The sequence below is a fragment of the Bartonella japonica genome (assembly GCF_040545385.1).
Lineage (GTDB): Bacteria > Pseudomonadota > Alphaproteobacteria > Rhizobiales > Rhizobiaceae > Bartonella > Bartonella japonica.
Genome location: NZ_JBEPLT010000002.1, coordinates 128,881 through 146,562 on the forward strand (window position 1 = coordinate 128,881; position 17,682 = coordinate 146,562).

At 34.9% G+C, this 17,682-nt stretch carries 22 protein-coding genes and 1 tRNA gene; 11 read left to right on the forward strand and 12 right to left on the reverse strand.

Annotated features, from left to right (window positions below; all coding sequences use genetic code 11):
* Positions 1 to 46 precede the first annotated feature (46 nt).
* Positions 47 to 649, reverse strand: a complete 603-nt coding sequence (locus ABID39_RS02145) for a superoxide dismutase (protein WP_354185583.1) — start codon at positions 647 to 649, stop codon at positions 47 to 49.
* A gap of 1,205 nt (positions 650 to 1,854) precedes the next feature.
* On the opposite strand from ABID39_RS02145, the gene ABID39_RS02150 reads away from it, so the two are divergent.
* Positions 1,855 to 1,929, forward strand: a tRNA-Gln gene (locus ABID39_RS02150).
* 1,150 nt (positions 1,930 to 3,079) lie between these two features.
* Here the strand turns inward: ABID39_RS02150 and ABID39_RS02155 are convergent.
* From ABID39_RS02155 to ABID39_RS02195, 9 genes are all read right to left on the reverse strand, one after another.
* Positions 3,080 to 3,871, reverse strand: a complete 792-nt coding sequence (locus ABID39_RS02155; protein ID WP_354185584.1) for a DUF1499 domain-containing protein — start codon at positions 3,869 to 3,871, stop codon at positions 3,080 to 3,082.
* 630 nt (positions 3,872 to 4,501) lie between these two features.
* Positions 4,502 to 5,545, reverse strand: coding sequence for a tyrosine-type recombinase/integrase (locus ABID39_RS02160; RefSeq protein WP_354185585.1), 1,044 nt, complete (start codon positions 5,543 to 5,545; stop codon positions 4,502 to 4,504).
* Between the two features lie 9 nt (positions 5,546 to 5,554).
* Positions 5,555 to 5,767, reverse strand: a complete 213-nt coding sequence (locus tag ABID39_RS02165) for a hypothetical protein (protein WP_354185586.1) — start codon at positions 5,765 to 5,767, stop codon at positions 5,555 to 5,557.
* Between the two features lie 114 nt (positions 5,768 to 5,881).
* Entirely contained in the window at positions 5,882 to 6,505 is a 624-nt protein-coding gene (locus ABID39_RS02170) for a lambda exonuclease family protein (protein WP_354185587.1), read from the reverse strand.
* 1 nt (position 6,506) lies between these two features.
* Positions 6,507 to 7,334 (reverse strand): phage recombination protein Bet, encoded by an 828-nt coding sequence (bet, locus tag ABID39_RS02175; RefSeq protein WP_354185588.1) that lies wholly within the window; start codon positions 7,332 to 7,334, stop codon positions 6,507 to 6,509.
* Positions 7,335 to 7,422: 88 nt separating this feature from the next.
* Positions 7,423 to 8,181, reverse strand: a complete 759-nt coding sequence (locus ABID39_RS02180) for a phage antirepressor KilAC domain-containing protein (RefSeq protein WP_354185590.1) — start codon at positions 8,179 to 8,181, stop codon at positions 7,423 to 7,425.
* Positions 8,182 to 8,190: 9 nt separating this feature from the next.
* Positions 8,191 to 8,583, reverse strand: coding sequence for a Rha family transcriptional regulator (locus ABID39_RS02185; RefSeq protein ID WP_354185592.1), 393 nt, complete (start codon positions 8,581 to 8,583; stop codon positions 8,191 to 8,193).
* Positions 8,584 to 8,685: 102 nt separating this feature from the next.
* Complete coding sequence (locus ABID39_RS02190; protein WP_354185594.1) at positions 8,686 to 9,066, reverse strand: hypothetical protein; 381 nt, start codon at positions 9,064 to 9,066, stop codon at positions 8,686 to 8,688.
* 262 nt (positions 9,067 to 9,328) lie between these two features.
* The gene (locus ABID39_RS02195) at positions 9,329 to 9,658 is read right to left on the reverse strand and encodes an XRE family transcriptional regulator (protein WP_354185596.1); all 330 of its coding nucleotides are present in this window, start codon (positions 9,656 to 9,658) and stop codon (positions 9,329 to 9,331) included.
* A 111-nt stretch (positions 9,659 to 9,769) separates the two neighbouring features.
* Here ABID39_RS02195 and ABID39_RS02200 point away from each other — a divergent pair, with 111 nt between their 5' ends.
* The 9 genes from ABID39_RS02200 (at position 9,770) to ABID39_RS02240 (ending at position 16,222) form a co-directional block, all read left to right on the forward strand.
* Positions 9,770 to 10,051, forward strand: coding sequence for a hypothetical protein (locus ABID39_RS02200; protein WP_354185598.1), 282 nt, complete (start codon positions 9,770 to 9,772; stop codon positions 10,049 to 10,051).
* Positions 10,052 to 10,061: 10 nt separating this feature from the next.
* Entirely contained in the window at positions 10,062 to 10,397 is a 336-nt protein-coding gene (locus ABID39_RS02205; RefSeq protein WP_354185600.1) for a dATP/dGTP diphosphohydrolase domain-containing protein, read from the forward strand.
* Positions 10,387 to 10,869 carry a crossover junction endodeoxyribonuclease RuvC gene (locus tag ABID39_RS02210; protein ID WP_354185602.1) on the forward strand — a complete coding sequence of 161 codons (483 nt, stop codon included), beginning with the start codon at positions 10,387 to 10,389 and terminating at the stop codon, positions 10,867 to 10,869. The genes ABID39_RS02205 and ABID39_RS02210 overlap by 11 nt, the downstream gene beginning before the upstream one ends.
* The gene (locus ABID39_RS02215; RefSeq protein ID WP_354185604.1) at positions 10,859 to 11,929 is read left to right on the forward strand and encodes a hypothetical protein; all 1,071 of its coding nucleotides are present in this window, start codon (positions 10,859 to 10,861) and stop codon (positions 11,927 to 11,929) included. Before ABID39_RS02210 ends, ABID39_RS02215 begins: the two co-directional genes overlap by 11 nt.
* On the forward strand, positions 11,871 to 12,365 hold the full coding sequence (locus ABID39_RS02220) for a hypothetical protein (protein ID WP_354185606.1): 495 nt from the start codon (positions 11,871 to 11,873) through the stop codon (positions 12,363 to 12,365). The genes ABID39_RS02215 and ABID39_RS02220 overlap by 59 nt, the downstream gene beginning before the upstream one ends.
* A gap of 181 nt (positions 12,366 to 12,546) precedes the next feature.
* Positions 12,547 to 12,993, forward strand: a complete 447-nt coding sequence (locus ABID39_RS02225; protein WP_354185608.1) for a hypothetical protein — start codon at positions 12,547 to 12,549, stop codon at positions 12,991 to 12,993.
* A gap of 282 nt (positions 12,994 to 13,275) precedes the next feature.
* Entirely contained in the window at positions 13,276 to 13,788 is a 513-nt protein-coding gene (locus tag ABID39_RS02230; protein WP_354185609.1) for a hypothetical protein, read from the forward strand.
* Positions 13,789 to 13,867: 79 nt separating this feature from the next.
* Positions 13,868 to 14,533, forward strand: a complete 666-nt coding sequence (locus ABID39_RS02235) for a hypothetical protein (protein ID WP_354185611.1) — start codon at positions 13,868 to 13,870, stop codon at positions 14,531 to 14,533.
* Between the two features lie 291 nt (positions 14,534 to 14,824).
* Positions 14,825 to 16,222, forward strand: a complete 1,398-nt coding sequence (locus tag ABID39_RS02240) for an AAA family ATPase (RefSeq protein ID WP_354185613.1) — start codon at positions 14,825 to 14,827, stop codon at positions 16,220 to 16,222.
* Between the two features lie 379 nt (positions 16,223 to 16,601).
* On the opposite strand, the gene ABID39_RS02245 is transcribed toward ABID39_RS02240, so the two are convergent.
* Positions 16,602 to 16,898 (reverse strand): addiction module antidote protein, encoded by a 297-nt coding sequence (locus ABID39_RS02245; RefSeq protein WP_354185615.1) that lies wholly within the window; start codon positions 16,896 to 16,898, stop codon positions 16,602 to 16,604.
* Entirely contained in the window at positions 16,879 to 17,187 is a 309-nt protein-coding gene (locus tag ABID39_RS02250) for a type II toxin-antitoxin system RelE/ParE family toxin (protein ID WP_354185617.1), read from the reverse strand. Before ABID39_RS02250 ends, ABID39_RS02245 begins: the two co-directional genes overlap by 20 nt.
* Positions 17,188 to 17,512: 325 nt before the next feature.
* Between ABID39_RS02250 and ssb the strand changes: the two genes are divergently transcribed.
* Positions 17,513 to 17,682 (forward strand): single-stranded DNA-binding protein (gene ssb / locus ABID39_RS02255; protein WP_354185629.1); only part of this gene is annotated, 170 nt, incomplete at its 3' end.

Consider the following 17,682-nt stretch of genomic DNA (forward strand, 5'->3'; position numbering starts at 1 on the left):
ATGAATTACAGAGCCTTTTATGCAAAATAAAAATGATCCAGACGGTTTAAAGTCCACAATCTTCATAAAGCTTCAAAACATAGTCCCAATTAATTAAGTGGTCTACAAAGGCTTCAAGATATTTCGGGCGCGCATTACGGTAGTCAATGTAATAGGAGTGTTCCCATACATCAACACCTAGAATAGGCTGAGCATGATGAATGAGAGGATTTTCACCATTGGACATTTTCATAATTTCGAGTTTACCGTTTTTTACAGCCACCCATGCCCATCCAGAACCAAATTGAGTACTAGCAGCAGCAATAAAATCAGCGCGAAATTTATCATAGCCGCCCAGATCAGTTTCAATAGCCTTTGCTAATTTTTCAGGCAGTTTTTTACCACCACCGCCTTTTTTCATCCAAAGCCAAAAATGGTTGTGATTATAATATTGTGCTGCATTATTAAATAAACCAATATTTTTGCTAAAACTTTTTTTGATAATATCTTCAAGGCTTTCATTTTCTAAGCCTAAATCTTTCAGAAGATTATTGGTATTGGTAAGATAAGCGAGATGATGCTTATCATGGTGATACTCAAGCGTTTCACGTGACATATAAGGCGAAAGGGCATCATAATCATAAGGCAACGCGGCCAATTCAAAAGCCATTTAAAATTCTCCTCGTTTCTAATTGTTAAGCTTACTCCACAAATTCAATTTGCCATTTACAACACTGAAAAGCAAATGTTGAATATATTTTTATATTCGTTAATTTTGACAATCATTTTTTTGTAAAGATATTTTTTCTGGATATACACATTTAATCAATCTCAGATTCATATAATATAACCTCTCTAAAATTTTTATATCCGTTTTTATGCATAGAGAGCGAACTTAAACAGCTATCAGATACTATCTTTATTGCTGTAAATATTTTTAAAATACCAAATAAATATTTTTAATTTTTGCAAAATTGTTTTCAGCCTAGGGGATTGTTTGTATCCCATCATTTATAAATAAGAGGGTACCATCATTCTATTTGCTATTTTTTCATGTAAAGATAATTCTTACATTGAGACGATTTATAAGAGGTATTTTATTTCTTTTTAAAAGCACTTTATTTTTACACTGCTCTTGTTTGTGGTGTGCAAGGGGGTGATTTTTATTAATCCATTATAAAAAAGTTTGAAATAAGAGAACTTTGCGATATTCTGAGCTTTCATTTAATACAAAAAACAATAATTTAATCATTATATATCAATAAGCTATCTATAATACCAGCAAATATCTTTTGTCGATACTACTGATCTTTATATATATTCTAGAACTATTTTATAAATCTCATTATAATGGACAGTTTGCACATATTGGCTAAAAATGGAATTTATCTATAATAGCCTCATTACGTTTGTGGTGTGCATTATCAGCTCAATTTGTAAGTGGAAAGAAGAGAATTTATGGTACTCTGGATAACCAAGAATTGAGAATACAGTTAAGAAAACAAAAATCATTAACACACAAAGCTTCTCTATTCTCACGTATTATTTAAAGAGCTTAGATAAGAATGCATTGGAAAGAATACGGTCAATAGTGATTTATTAAACATATCAGTAAAGTACAAATGTGCATTCTATTCTATCGTAAAATAAACAGACAAAATAGAAAGCTATAAAATAACTGATAAATAAAGAGCTGTTGTTGTGTGAAAAATGTAAACGAGTGAAAGTCATCTACGATAAACTTTTTATAAGTGCAATACTAACAGGGCTTTAAAACTTTATAATAAAAAAGTAAGAGCTTTAGTTTTCAGATGTTGCGTACAATCACAGGAATCGCTATAAGGTGCAAAAGTGAACGTGAGCACGTTTTTCTTTTGGGGTATAGCCAAGCGGTAAGGCACCGGTTTTTGGTACCGGCATTCCCTGGTTCGAATCCAGGTACCCCAGCCATCCTTTAGTGAATAATAGGTTATAAAAGTTCGGGAGTTTTTATTCCGTTTGTTTTTTAAACCTGTTCTCTATCTGCTATTTTAGTATCTACTATAAAATGATGCCATATTAAGCTATAGCTTTCAAGAAATAACAGATTTCTGATGAAGGTGTGTAAAACAGGTAGTGATGTGTAAAATAGGTAATGAAATGCTTGATATATGGGTGTAAATGCGATGCGCAAATTCTAGTGTAAGCCGATGTGCTAAATAAGTTCCTAGATAGTCTGAGAGAGCGCTAAAAGTTGTGCTAAACAGTATGATAGCAATCATAAAAGGTCAATGTAGCATAAAGATTTTCCGCACGCTGAAAGGGTGAGACGCAGTCAATAATCGCTTGGAAAATAAAAGGCTTCACCAAGCAAAGTAAGCGCAAAACAATAGTCACAAGAATAAATTCATAATGAATATATTTATTGGTGGTTTTAATAAACCAAGAGAAGCATCTTAGCTTTTCGGATGAATTGCTCATTTAATTTTTATATTTTGTCGAAAGAAGATTTTTATCTATGATATCTAGTTTTAATTTATTGTAAATAAAATATATTTTAAATATTAATAATATATTACATAATATATCTATCAATTAATACATATTTTTATTTATATTATTTAAATATATATCTTATTTTCGTCTCAAAAGTATAATAAAAATTTATTGTGTATTATAATGGGCACACTATTTCATAGATAAAAAGAAGTTTAAAATGGGTAGTTCAAGTTCATCGAGAGACTCACATTCATAAAGTTGGTTTCACTCTAAAAGTTGTGGTGTGGATGGTTATGTTTATGACGTGGTTGTAAATAGTATTCGAGACGAAGTAATAGGAAGATTAATTGGTATAAAAGAAGAAGTTCCTAGCATGCTCTATGGAGCAATAGGAAGTGTGGTAGCAGGAACTTTTTTACCTTGTCAGATAAGCTAGGTTTCTACTATCGGTAAAGTAAAAAAATACTCCTTCTAGTTTCTTAGAAGCTAGCAATCTCTCTCTAAGATCAATAATATTGTTAACATAGTTTAAAAGATATATGTACAAGCGATTTCACTGATTCATTTGTTTTTGTACGCCTCAAAATTTATTTTTGAAATAAGCTGATTTACCAAATATAATTCATCCTATCTCATCATCTTGAGAAAGAGGGAGTGACGCGATTTCTGTATCAAGTGCATTCATAAAATCGATAATAAAAGCAGCATTTGTTCCTAAATCTCTTGGTAAATAACGAGAAGCAGAACGCATATCAACAAAGGTTGTATCTCCTTCATCAGTTAAACGAATAATAATGTCTGAAATGAAACCAAGGTAAAAAGTTTTTGCCATTGTTGCAATATAAAGCGTATCTTCTTCACCTTGAAATTTTCGTTGAGCTACAACAGGCCAATCATAAGTTGCTAGGACATTGAGAACGGATTCGCGAATACGATCAGGTGAGCCATCATAACGGCGCCCTGACATTTCTGGCCATTGTGACATTTGTAATGCCGCTTGTTCAGTTAAAACATTTTTAAGTGGCAAAGCATTATTAGGGCGTGTTGCGCGAAAAAAAGCTGGTGGGTTTTGTGTATCAGTAGAAATATCGTGAAGAGCTGGTAAAGCAAACCAAAATCCAAAAAATAATGTCAATGGTGTGGCAGTAATCAATGAATAAATGATACCTCTTAAAGCTTTCATTCCTCCTAGAGAACCATAGACCCACAAACTGTAAAGTGCTTTGAATGCGAGGAAAAGAGAAACAACAACACAGAAGGAAGAAATAACTACTAAAATTATGAATTCTACCGCATCAATTACTGAAAAGCGCTGCAAAACTACTGAGAATAACAAAATAAAAAATGCTACTCCGCCAAAACGAGGAGACCATACTGCTGCCCTTGAAATTAATCGGATATATTTTTTTTTCATGAAACTCTTTTCCCCTTATTTGTAGACCAAAAGCAAAATTCTTCTCAGGTTTTATGTTTGAAAGAAAGTTTCTGGTTACATAACAAAAGTAAAGCACTTGTTTTTGAGGTCAAGGATACTTTGTATGATAGAAATTTCTGACAGTTATCCTAGCAATTGATATGAGCAATTACTCAGCTTTTTTTATGGATTTATTGAGCTTCATAGGGAAAGATATGTAAATGCATAAAAATAAATTGAGATGGTGTATTTTTCGGTTGAGAAGACTATACTTATTAAAAAATTTAATATTTTACTTTTAATTTTTACCTTTTCACAAAATATAAATTTTCCTATTGGATATGCGGCGATTTTGTGTGCAGGCATCTCATTTTATTTATAGTTGTTATTATGTCCTTATTTATTCCATATACTGTGAACAGATGTGGACTTTAAAATAGATAACATATTGATTTAGAAAATATAAACATCATTATGTTGTACAAAACACTTTGATATTGCAACAATATATACCTATTTCGTTTACGATTATTATATTCAGTCACAGAACATAAAAAGCAAGTAAAATAAAATACTTACATATAATATGAGGGAATGTGTGAGTACTGATTCTATTATGTTTTTTTGCCTCTATCCCTCATCTTTTTGAAGCTTTTTTATGGCTTCAAGAGCGAGTTTTTTACGGTCTGCGCTTTTTGTATAGAGAGATGCCATAGCATCATTTGTCCATCCAAAAATTGCTTTGAGTTGTGCTACTGTTGCTCCTGAGTTTGCAGCCCGTGTTGCTGCTAATTTTCTTAATCCATGCGCTGATTTTTTAATGCCTGCTGTATTACATGCTTCACGAAACATGTAGCCAAAGCTTGCTTTAATGAGCTTATTCCCATTTTTCCCGCAAATAAATGTTTCTTTACCAGTCGGTCCGGCTTCAAGTGTTGTAGCTAATTCGGGCAAAATAGGGAGAAAAACCTCTGTTTGGAATTTGCTTTTCTCTGTTTTGAGATGAATGATATTATCTTTTACGTCTTTCCAGCCAATGCGAACAGCATCACCACGGCGCAAGCCTGTATACAAAAGAACGTCAATCCAAACGCGTTCATGGGTACCATGTGACCATTTTTGATAATATTTTTCAACGTCTTCTTCTGTCCAAACAGCAAAGCCACCTTTGTTGTGAAGGACTGGTCTTTTAACGCCTAAGGTTGGATTATTTTCTAAAAGACCTTGGTCAATTGCCCAATTAAAAAGCCCATTAAGCGCTTTCAGGAAGCTTATAGCCATTGCTGGTGTCTCTTTACGTCGTTCAACGCCAGCTATGATATGTTTCTTTTCAATTGTTTGGTATGGAATGTTTCCTATGGAGTCATTTATCTTCATAAGAATGTATTCTGTTTGTTTCCGTGTAGTATTAGAGTAGCTATGCCAATGAGAGCTATTTAAATACTGCTTAAGCAGCCATGCGAATGAACCTTCAACAAGTTTACCGGCTTTAGGTTTTGGAGGTATTATGCCTTGTAATTCGGCAAGTGCACTTTTGTAGTTGTCAACAAACTCTTGTGTTCCATAGGTTCCGCGCACTCTAATACGTTTCCCATGACCAATACGCACATACCATACAATTTTTCCATATTGAGTAATTTGTTTCACAAGATGAGGGGGGCGTGGTTTTGGCATGTAAATTACCTATAAAACGATATCAAATTCATATTCTTTTCTTAATAAGCTTTCCAAGCTATTGGGATGCGCAGCTGAGTTTGGTATTGGAATATCTGATTTAAGATAGATGAGGAGCTCCCCTGTAGGTTTTATTTCGATGAGTTCGCATCCTTGTTTTTTTGCTTCTCTTAAAGCACGAGCAATGGCTGGTTGTGTTATGGTAGCAGGTCGTGGTGCCATGTTTTCTCTCCTATCTTTAGGTGAAATTTACCTATTTCGTGAATCACGCATGTTTTGAAAGTTGTTATGAAAGGGCGGGGGCGCTAAGGGGGGGGAAGAGCACCCCCATAAGGTTTAAGCAGCTTTTGTAGAGAGTTGTTTTATCTCTCGTTCTATCTCTGCTAAAAAGGCTTCAACAGCTTGATTAATCTGTTCAATTTGTTTTTCGTCACGATGCACGCGTTTGATTTTCATGCGTAAGTGAGACGATTGGTTTGTAAAACGTGGATCATAGCTTACAAAATCACACCATTTTCGTCCTGTACAAGCCATTTGGAATTGCATTTGTGCGATATATTCAGGCTTGATTTCATCATCTATACAAAAGCGCATATGGGTTGCTGATCTTGGGCATTTGATCTCTATTAATCCATCTTTACCAATCAGACCGTCAGGGCTTGCACCAGCCATTTCCATTGTGGGGTGTGGTACAAAACCGCATTTTGTTATATCAGCATCATAAATGAAGGCATATTCTTGCAAGGCATCGTCTTCATGTTCAATGCCCCACCGCATATCTTCAGTTTCATAATGGGGGCTTATATCACCTGTTAAACGCTCTGTTATGAGTTTGATTTTGTAATCTTCATATTTGCTTGTTGGTAATCCTTTGGCTGTTTTACTGATGACGTTGTAAATGTTTGAAGCGGTGACTTTTCCCAAGCGGGCTTGAAACCATTGTGCTGTTCTTTGTTCCATTTTACACCGCCATTTGTTGTTCTTGTTGTGTTGCTGTATATTCGATATCTTGAATATGGATATAGTCAGCATCTTGTATAGGAGCGTCTATTTGTTCTGTTTGTGGGAGTGCTTGTTGTGTGTCAGTTATTTGCAAGCGTTGTTTTTTCTTTAAACCGTCTAAAACGATTTGAGCTTGCTCATAAGTCATATCATTAAGGCTGTTTACTTTTACAAAAGAGAGAACATTGTTTTCTTCTGTTTTGGTTTGGTTCATTAACTCTTTAATTTGTTCTAGCATATCATGAGAGGCTGGTTTATTTTCGATCATCTGATTGACCTCATTAATACGAGCGGCTTCATCTTCTTCATAAATCCCTGAAAATCCGAAAGCATAACGAGCACATTGTATAGTGGCTTTATGACGTAACATACGAGCAGGGTATTTTTGCCAAGTGTCACTTTTTTGTTTGCATTCGTTTAAATATTCAGTGACTTCGATAGGGTCTTGAATGCCTTTGAGACGAATGGCACATTTAATAGCAATGAGATTACCGTCTTTATCGAGTTGATCTTGAAAGGTCATACCATCGAATTGAGAATTAGATTTAATGATCTTAATCCACCCATCGATAGAAACAACGGGGATGATACCGCCCCCTCTTTTGGGAAGAGCGTATATTTCTTTAGTTAAAGGATTAAGACCATAGGTATTAGCAACAGATATAAAAGCAGCAAATTCTTCATCAGAGAAGTTATGATTGATACATGTTTTGATAATTGTTTTACGAAATTGATCATGAGAAAATCCATATTTGCTTGCCATTGTTGTTAAAGGAGAGTTTGTCATATTTGTTTCCTTGATTTACGCGTAATTTGCCTGTGGTGTGAATCACGCATTTGTTAAAAGAGTTATGTTGTTTTGTTAGAAAGTTGGTTTAATGCATGTTTTGTCTTTTAATTTCTTGAGACAGCACGCCCATGCCTTTAGTGGTAATTTTTGCAGCGGGTATGACTTTTTCTGCTCCCTCTGTTGTTTGAATAGTGTGGGTTGAGCAGTCCATTAGTCCTTTTTGGATTTTGTCTTGATAAGGCAATAAATGAGCTCCGAAAGTGCGTCGATAAACCCATCCTTTTTTCTGTAAGAATTGAATGAATTGTTTTGGTTGCATTTCGAGAATTTTAGCCGCTTCAGTCAGACCGAAGAGCCCATCAGAGCGTTGCAAGCTTTCCAGAGCCATTGCTTTTGGTTTTAAATCTTCAATGATAGTATTTTTTTGATCTATTTGTCCTTGTAGGTAATTCAAAAATCCAATCATCGCTTGTGGACTTGAGTAATCAATTTGTTGTGTTGTTGCTTGCTTTGCACGTCGCTCGCATTCGATAAAGTATAAACGAGCTTCTCTACCTTTTTGATTATTTTCTAGCATAGAGAGTTCTTTGGCTCTATCGAGTGTGAGATAGTAGTTAATCGCGATAACAGCCCTAGATTTTGCGTTCGCCAAATTTGGCGAGCGCAAATCTTGTGTTTTTACAAAGTCTTTTCCTTCTATAAAATTATATTTTGTAATACGGTCCTTAATCCAATTTGAAAAGTCACGTTTTGCTTCTAAGAATGCGTGCAGATCACGTGCATTTACTGTCTGAACTATTTCCTGATCAATGATTTGTTCTTTTATCTCTATGAGAGTGTTCATGATGAATTCCTATGCAGTTTGTTTAATTTTATTTTTAAGATGCATTATGATAGCTGTCATTGTTTGAGGATTCGAAAAATCGATTTGAGGATTAGCTGCTTGCTCTTCTAATTTTTCCCAATAATCTATGATTTTTGCGCGTAATGCAGTGTTGTAACCTAAAATGACAATAAGAGATTCACGTTTAGGAAGATGGTAACAAGGAAGAGTACGACATGTTGAATCTTTGTATAATCCAGCAAAATTACTTAGGTCGATTTTAAGTTCTCTAAATATTTTACGAATATCACGCATAACATGGTCATGTCGTTTATCACAAAACTCGGCAATTTCAACACTAGACATGGTTTGAACGGTTTGGTTATTAAAATCATTTTCTGTTGCTGTTATAAGATTAAGCATGTTTCACTCATTTGTTGTGACAACATTTTCTTTATGTTTAATTTGCTGTTTTAGAAGATTAAGAAAGAGGGGGCGCTATTAGAAAGGCGCCCTTAAGAGTTTTTAAAGGACATCACAAGGACGCAACCGGTGTTGTTTTTCGTAAGAACCATACATTTTATCTTCATATTCACGCTGTTTTATATCGTCTAAAAAAAAACCATATGCAGCGCTGCGTAGAACGAATTCGTGAGGTATGATGCCATCAAAACACTGCTGCTCATATTTTTGAATGTAGCATTCTGCAAGATCTTCAGAAATATCTTCGCAGCGGTTTGTTGCTGGTTCAATACGGAAGATTTGAACAGCATTATCAGCTTCATTAATAAAATCGATAATGTCACTTTCTTCTAAAAAAGGTCCAGATTTCGCGAGGTTTTGCGTTTCATTTTCGCAGATCACTAAGAGAATTTCATCAGAATTTATAAACACTGGTTTGTTCACAACTGCCTCCATATCAAAATATTTAAACACATTTTGAAAAAAACGCCTTGACACAGGTTTTTTTTTTCGGGGTATGGTGGCTTTGTAATTGTATTTTATGCACATGTCAATTAAAAAATTGCATAAAATGCAAAAAATAAATTTGAAAATATATAGCTAATTTATGCACTATCCACAATTTAGGAGATGTTATGGGTGATATAGGTAAAAGAATAGAAGATCTTTCTTTGATGCTTAATGAAAAAAAGCAATCAATAATAGCCTATCTTGTTTTTATCTTTTTTAATAATTCAAGGAAATCGAGTACCGCTTCTTTATCAGCAGGTTCAAGAGAAGCGCATATTTTTACAAAATTCAAATCCGCTTCTTTGTAAAAACTGGGTGGTGGTTCGTTGAAGAATTCAGAAATTTTTATCAACTCATCTATGGTTATATCGCGGGTTTTTCCATTTTGATATATGCGAAGCATACGATTTACTGCCGATGGATGCAATTTCAGATGGGATGCTAATGCTGTTTGTGCACCATGCCCCCGTTCTTTAAGTCGCTCTTTAATCCATAGCTTAAGTTGAGACTGAATATCTTTTTCCATGATTCATATAATCCTTGAAAATATATTTTTATGCAAAAATGATAAAAAAGCATAATTGCGTTGACTTGTGCATAAAACGCAATTATCTATTGTGGCGTTATGGAGATAAATATGCTTTCGAGACTGATTATAAAGTATTTAGGTGGTTTCAAAACTGTAGCAGGTATCGTTGAAAGAGATATTTCGTCTATTTCTAGATGGCGTGATTTTATACCAGCAAAACACCAGAAAAAACTATTAGCCTACGCCCGTGAACATGGGATAGACTTGCGTCCTGATGATTTCTTTTATCCCGAGCGCTTGCAAAGATTAATGCAAGAGCAATGCCCCCCAATTACGAAAATTTGCAAGAGCTGCGGTGTTGATCACACGGGCGATAGTTTGCAGCCTTAAGGAGATGATGATGGCTTTAAGGGAAGCCAATAAGAATGATGATGGCAAGCCTCGTGTAGAACTTATACCGCCGTCACAATTGATGGAAATAGGTCGTGTTTTAGAATTTGGAGCAAAGAAATACGGAGCAAATAATTGGCGCAATGGTATGCACTGGAGCCGTTTGCAAGGTGCTGCCTTGCGTCATTTATTAGCATGGTCAGAGGGGGAAAATACGGATAGCGAAAGCGGTTTATCACATTTGGCACATGCGGCTTGTTGCATTCTTTTCTTAATGGAATGCGAAGCAAAACAGATTGGTCATGATGACCGTCCAAAAGAAAGGCGGAAGTATCATGATCGCTAACACACAAACCATTCTTTGTCTTGATCTAGGCACCAAGACTGGGTGGGCGATACGTGGTGCAGATAATAGTATCATTAGTGGTACTGTTAATTTTCAATCCCGTCGCTTTGAAGGCGGTGGGATGCGTTATTTACGCTTTAAGCAATGGCTTACAGAAATGAAGCATACAGCAGGCGGTATTGACGCGGTGTATTTTGAAGAGGTGAGGCGTCATGTTGGAACCGATGCAGCGCATGTTTATGGTGGTTTACTAGCAACATTAACTGCGTGGTGTGAGCATCATCAGATACCGTATGAAGGCATACCAGTTTGTACGATTAAGAAAGCGACGATAGGTAAGGGGAATGCATCGAAAGAAGAGATGATAGAGGCAATGCGTTCTAAAGGACACGTGCCTTGTGATGATAATGAAGCGGATGCTTTGGCAATTTTATATTTAGTTAAGGAAAGGGAAATTGGGTATGGCAAATAAGTCAGATAAGTTACCATGGACAAGGCTTTTTGCAGATCAGTGGCTACTTGATCTTGCTTGTTTACCTGCAATTGAAGGCAATGTTTATATGCGTTTGCGATTGCAAATGTTGCGCATCAGAGAACCTCTTTTAAATGATACGCAAATATTATCTCATTTTACTTGCTGCTCAATTAAAAGATTTCAAAAGGCATTGGATTATTTATTGAGATCTGGACGCATTATCTGTTTAGAGGATGGTCGTTTGTGGAGTTTGGATGTTGAAGAAGAATTAAAAAATTCGGATGAAACTTTAAATAAGTTTGCAGAAAGGGCACAGAAAGCAGCCAATACGAGGAAACATAAAAATCAAGAAGATTCTTCAAGAAAGCATCAAGATTCTTTAAGAAGTCTTGAAGATTCTTCAAGATGTCTTCAAGATTCTTCAAGAGGGTACAATAACAATAACATTAACATATATAATAAAAAAACTAATACTATCGTATTAGCAAAAAAAGAAACTGAATTTGAAGATTCAGAAATCACTGATTTGGTTGACGAGCCAACTGAGGTTGATGCTTGTGAAAGCCAATCAGATCAAATTACAACCTCATTAGACAGCCCACCTCCTATTCACGAGCAAAAAAGCGTTCCAAAGAAAGCCAAGCGGATCAGAACGGATCGCGGTTGTCGATTGCCTGCGGATTTTGAACCCGATTACGATTTTGCAATCACAGAGGGCTTGCCTCCAGAGCGTGTGAAAGTCGAAATCGCAAAATTTAGAGATTATTGGAAAGCCAAGTCCGGAGCCAATGCTACCAAAACAGATTGGCAAGCAACGTGGCGTAACTGGGTAAGAAATTCAAAAGATCATAAAAATAAACAAGGTGGAAATTATGGAAATTACACTCAAAGGCAAAAAAGCATTGGTGAGCGCATCGCAGACAGCATCCTCGATATTGGAAATCGAGGGTACTTTGAAGCACATTCACGAGATGTTGGCTCCGGGCTTTCCGTTGGTTTTGAAAGATGGCAGCAAACTAACGAAACAGCAGGAAGCAATTGCTTTAGAGGCTGGTGACCAATTGCAAGAGTTATTTGCAGTGAAAGCAAGCAAAGAGGAGATAGCAAAAGCACTTCGCATGCTCTCATGTGGTTTGAAAATATCGCAGCAATCAGATCATGAAGGCATGGCGTTGACTTATGGAATGGTTTTGGAAAATGTCTCTGCATGGTCACTGATGACAACGGTTAAACGGATTTTATGTGATGAGATAGATGGTTTATCGGATACGTTTTTTCCGAGCACCCGTGAACTCGTAAGGTTGTGTCGTGATTTGGAAAACGATCTTTTGAGAAAAGCCAATCTTGTACGCAAGGCGATTTTGAATACACGTGAAAGGCTATTGAAAGAGCAAGCAGCGAAAGAGCCTTCCAAACCCCTTACATTTGTTCAAAAGCAAAGGCTTGAAGAGGCTTTAAATGGCATTGGTAGGATAATAAAACACATTGATTAAGTAGCAAAGTAGTGAAATTTTGTGTGTGATATTGGATTAGATATGCGTTTAAATCGACAAAAAGGCACCGTACAGAGCGATTTTAAGATTTTATGATGAAAACCATATGAGAATTTAAAACTCTTCTGTACAATCAAATTTAAGACAAAATAGACCAGTTGCAAAATTATGGACTAAAAGCATGGCAATTTTAAGAGATCTATTCTTAACAAAACGTAAAAAAAAGTTTGTAGCAATGGCAAGGGGGCATGCGCCATGGGGATTAGGGGCAGTAGAATATTTTTATAATCTGTACGAATATGAAGATGGTATGAGGGAATATGAGGAATTTGAAGGTGGTCAGTATCATGAGATACCTGACAAAATTGATTACAGTACCAAGGCTCAGGTGAAAGCTTGGATATATGGTGGCAGCTTGCCAAGTAGCGTATCGAGTTGCGAGGCATTTATAGATGAGGTTAACAAGGAAATCAAGAAACGTACAAAGAAAGATCAGTTGATTTGTGAGGTTACGAATGATGGTGAGAGAGGGTACCCATTGTCATGTGATGAAATGGATCGCGAGTTAAAAAAAGCTCTTGATATACAATTACGTAAATATCAAAATGAAAAAAAATTAAAAAAATAAAAAATACGTATTGACATTAAAGGGAAGGTCGTTTAGAAAGGTGTCAAGTGATTGAAACCCACTTGATAATAGGCGGGCAGGCAACGAAATAGCCTTTCCTACGTGAAATATACTGGCTTTCTTTTTTGCTGTCATTGGCATATAACGATTTTGCCGGGTGTGGTTATACTATACAATACCCTTCATAGGGGAAAGTGTAACGGCGGGCCTATTACCGTGGTTTCAAACACCCGGCGCCTCTTATGGGCTGTCAATTGAAACCTTAAAAATAGGAAAAATAGCATGAAAGCTACAGTAAAAAAATATCAACTCACAAATCAAACAATTCTTCGTGAGGGTAAAAAACTTTATCGCATTAAGGCGTTAAGAGATTTTGGTGATGTTAAAGCTGGTCAACTTGGTGGCTATATTGAATCTGAGGAAAATCTTTCCCATGATGGTAATTGCTGGGTTGGTGATCAGGCCATTGTTGTGAGCCCTGGTCGTGTTTACGAAAATGCGCAGGTTTATGGCAATGCAGGTGTTGGTGGTTTTGTATATGGTAATGCTCGCGTCTACGATTCAGCAAAGGTTTTTGCCAATGCCCATGTGTATGATAATGCCCATGTTTTCGATAGTGCAAAAATTGTAAGTAAAGTGCATGTTTATGAAAATGCCAATGCATGTGGCATGGCTATTGTTACTAAGAATATTTGTGGTGACACAATGAATAATGTTTATACTGAACGCCTCTCTTCTGCTGGTGAAATTTGCTTTGTTATGTGTCGTTTCCTCATCGGAAAACAGCTTAAATAACGCGCGGGCGCGGCGGGGGCGCCTTCTTTAAAACATTTCATTTAAAAATTTATTCAAATATCAGATTAGGGAGCTACCTATGACCACTAAAAATGTATCTAAAAAATATGAGCTTATAAATGAAAACCTTACTTTTGATGGTCTTACTTTACACCGTATACGTGCTTTAAAGGATTTCGATGATGTTAAGGCTGGTCAATTGGGTGGCTTTATAGAAAATGAAAATAACTTATCGCATGATGGCAATTGCTGGGTTTACGATAATGCGCGTGTTTTTTGCAATGCAGTCGTTTCTGAAAATGCAAAAATATGTCATGATGCTTATGTTTTTAATGAAGCAAGGGTATCAGGAAATGCAGTGATTAGTGATAAAGCGCGGGTTTTTGAGAAGGAAGCTTATATTCATGGCAATGCAAAAATAAGCGATGATGCAATAATTTGTGGTGAAATCTATGGGAATGCCATTGTCTGTAATAAAGCCATGGTATCTACAGATGCAAAAATTTATGACAATGCAAAAATTTTGAATAATGCTTGTATTGGTGGCTCTGTTTACGGAAATGCAAAAATAACAGGGTCGGCTTGTATTTACCCTAGTGCGGAAATTTATGATAATGCGTGCATTCAAGGAAAAGCAAAGGTTTTTTTCTCTGTAAAAATTTATGGCAATGCCGTTATTAAAGGCAATAAAAGAGTTTGTAAAGATAGTGATGGTAGTGAACAAACCTTAGATAAAATAGCGTAAATAACGGGGCGGGGGGCTGCTTTTATAGCAAAAAAACGCGTCACGTTAAATGGCGCGTCTTTCAAATAACGATTTTATATTCTGAGAGAAAATAATAACAAAACATTTATACACAAAACGTATAAAATCGCAAGCCTTAATACATAAAAAAACGCATCAAATTGGTAAAAATAGGAATTAAAACGTGGAAATATTAAAACGAAGATTCTTAAAAACGTAAATAATCAATACAAAACATTCCTAATTTATGTGTTATAGGGTTTTGTTCTTTAAAGTACTATTGGAGATATCATGATATTTACTTCATTTGAATTAGAAAATTTTAAAGGGATAGGAGAACCTGTAAAAATAGATCTCTCAGGAGGAGATAGGAGCTTTCCTTTTATTCTGGTAGGAAATAATGAATCAGGAAAAACAACAACTTTGCAAGGTATTCATCTTTTATCACAGCTATGTTTAGGGAAACAATTAACAGGCGAAGATTTTGCTTCTATACGTCCTAAAACAGCTTTTTTTGATGAAGACATTGTTTTATCTACCACAATTTTATTGGACGAAACAGAGATTGAAAAATTAGCTAAGATTAAAACACTGAAAAAAATCAAGGATGATTTATCTGAAAATAACCAGACATTACATTTATCCTTTGTATATTCATTTGATAATAGTATTTGCACAGAAAAATATATTAAGATCAACGGCAAAAATTATGGAGATGAAATAGCAACGGCTTTTTTAAATTACTTAAAGAATCATATTCCTGAAATTGTCTATTATGATGATTTTATGTTTGATGTGCCTGATAAAATTAGATTTTTAAAAGGTGCAGCTCATGCTTCAAATGAAGAATTAAAAGAAGATAGTTTTCTAAGTGATAAAAAAAATCTTTTATGGCATGATATTTTTAATGATTTACTGATTGGTAGCCGCAAAAAGCGGGCTGGGAAAGAACCAAAATCCGATATTAATTTTCAACGTGATATTGTTGATTGTAGTGATGAAGATGCAGTCGATCAACGTTTGTCTTCTATAAATGATTATCTTAACACTGTTATTACCAAGGACTGGGAAGATATAACGGGAGGAAAGACTGTATTTGATAGATTTAGCGTAGAAAAAGTGACAGAATCTAATCCTAATTTTGCAGATTTTTGTTTAAAGGTCAAAGCTAAAGACCGCACTTTTTCTTTACATGAAAGAAGCAAAGGGTGCCGTTGGTTTTTTTGCTTCAAAGTGCTTACAGATATTCGTACCAACAGAAGCAAAAATGGAATAATTTTCTTATTGGATGAACCAGCAAGCAATCTACATATTCATCCTCAAGAAAAAATATTACAATCCTTACAGAAATTATCATCTTTTGACAAGAATAGCGTGATTTATTCTACTCATTCCCCTTATTTGATTGAAGAAACTCACGTAGATAATTTATTTATTGTCCGCAATGAAGCCTCTGATTGTGACGATCCTAAAATTCTATGTAGAAAAATTTCTCAGCTAGACAAAGGAAGTGATGAATTGGTGAGATCAGTCGAGCCTATTTTACAGAAAGTCGTAATGAATCAAATTAAGCAGCTTGGTGAAAACTGGCAAGAAAGAATTCTAAAAATTTGTAACACTACTAAAGAAACAGGTATTATCGCTGAATCTGTTCAAAAAATTATTAATTTAGTACAGACTATTTTTTGATAAACTATTATCAAAATTTGTGTATAAACGCAAGTATGTTTTTATCAAATTGTACAATATAACAAATTATGCTATTGTCAGTTTGTAATGTTTTATAACATTGCATTTTAACCGCTCTTTAGGTTAAAAATAGCCTCCCCTAAAGATAAAGCCGAGTCACATATATTGCGACTCGGCTTTTATTTTATGCTTTGCGGTGCATAGCGTGGCATTTTTATTATCACATATAGTGTGTATAAAAGCAAATTTATTTTTTATCATATTGTATTATAAAACAAATAATGCTACTATATGTTAAGATTTAAGAAACTGCAAAGTCCTTGTTATGTGTTTACATAACGGGGGCTTTTTTGTGCCTTTTCTATATGCTCTATAGTGGTTATTTTTTACAATCATTAGGCAGTAATTTTAAACTAATTTGCAAGTTCAATGCGTCTAAAACACTGAAAAAAGTAGAAAGCTTTGGATCACCTTTTTTACTTAAAGAACGATAAAGAGATTCACGGTTTAATCCTGTTTCGTTGGAAATTGCAGTCATTCCCTGTTTACGGGCAATAATTCCTAATACATGCGAAACATAGCCACTGTTTTTAGTTTCTAAGGCATCTTGTAATAATTCTTTAAAATCTTCAGTAGTTTTAAAAAATTCGCTAGCATCAAATGGTGTTATTTTCATCTCTAATCTCTTTTGCTAATTGAAGGGCTTTTTTGATATCTTTTTGTTGAGTTGATTTATCGCCTGCGTTTAATAATAAAATAATTTTTTGCTTTCTTTTGACAAAATAAATCCGATAGCCAGAGCCATAATTTATTTTTAATTCCCCAATACCGTTAAAAAATTTAACATCACCTAAAAGACCATATTCAAGACGTAAAATGCGCATAGCAATTTTTCTTTGTGTCTGTTTATCCTTTAGAGAATTTAACCATTTTGTAAAATGTATTGTTTTTTCAATAATAAACATTAGTAGCTTATAAGCTACAAATGATATAATGTCAATTATAATTCTTATTATCTATTTGGATAAAATAAAAAACCGTGCCAATTAATTTGACACGGTTTCTGTTTTGTACGTTTTTTGTCATTTTGAGTAGAACCATAATCTTTATACCAAAAAACCTATAAAAATACAAGCAATTTAAAAATAAAAAAACATGATTCATACTGTAGATTCAGTGGGTTATCGTTATTTATGTTTGTGAAATAAACCATTGTGTGTTATAAATATATTAGTGAAATCTGTATCGTGTTAATTGATAGGTTACTTCCATAAAATAGGGTTAAAGCGAATGCTTAATAAGGTAATGTTGATTGGGTTTTTAGGCGCTAATCCTGAGAGCAAAACAATGTCTTCAGGCGCTGAAGTGGTCAATTTTCGAATGGCAACTTCTGAGAGCTATACAGACAAGGCTACTAATCAAAAAAAAGATAAAACAGAATGGCACTCAGTGGTGGTCTT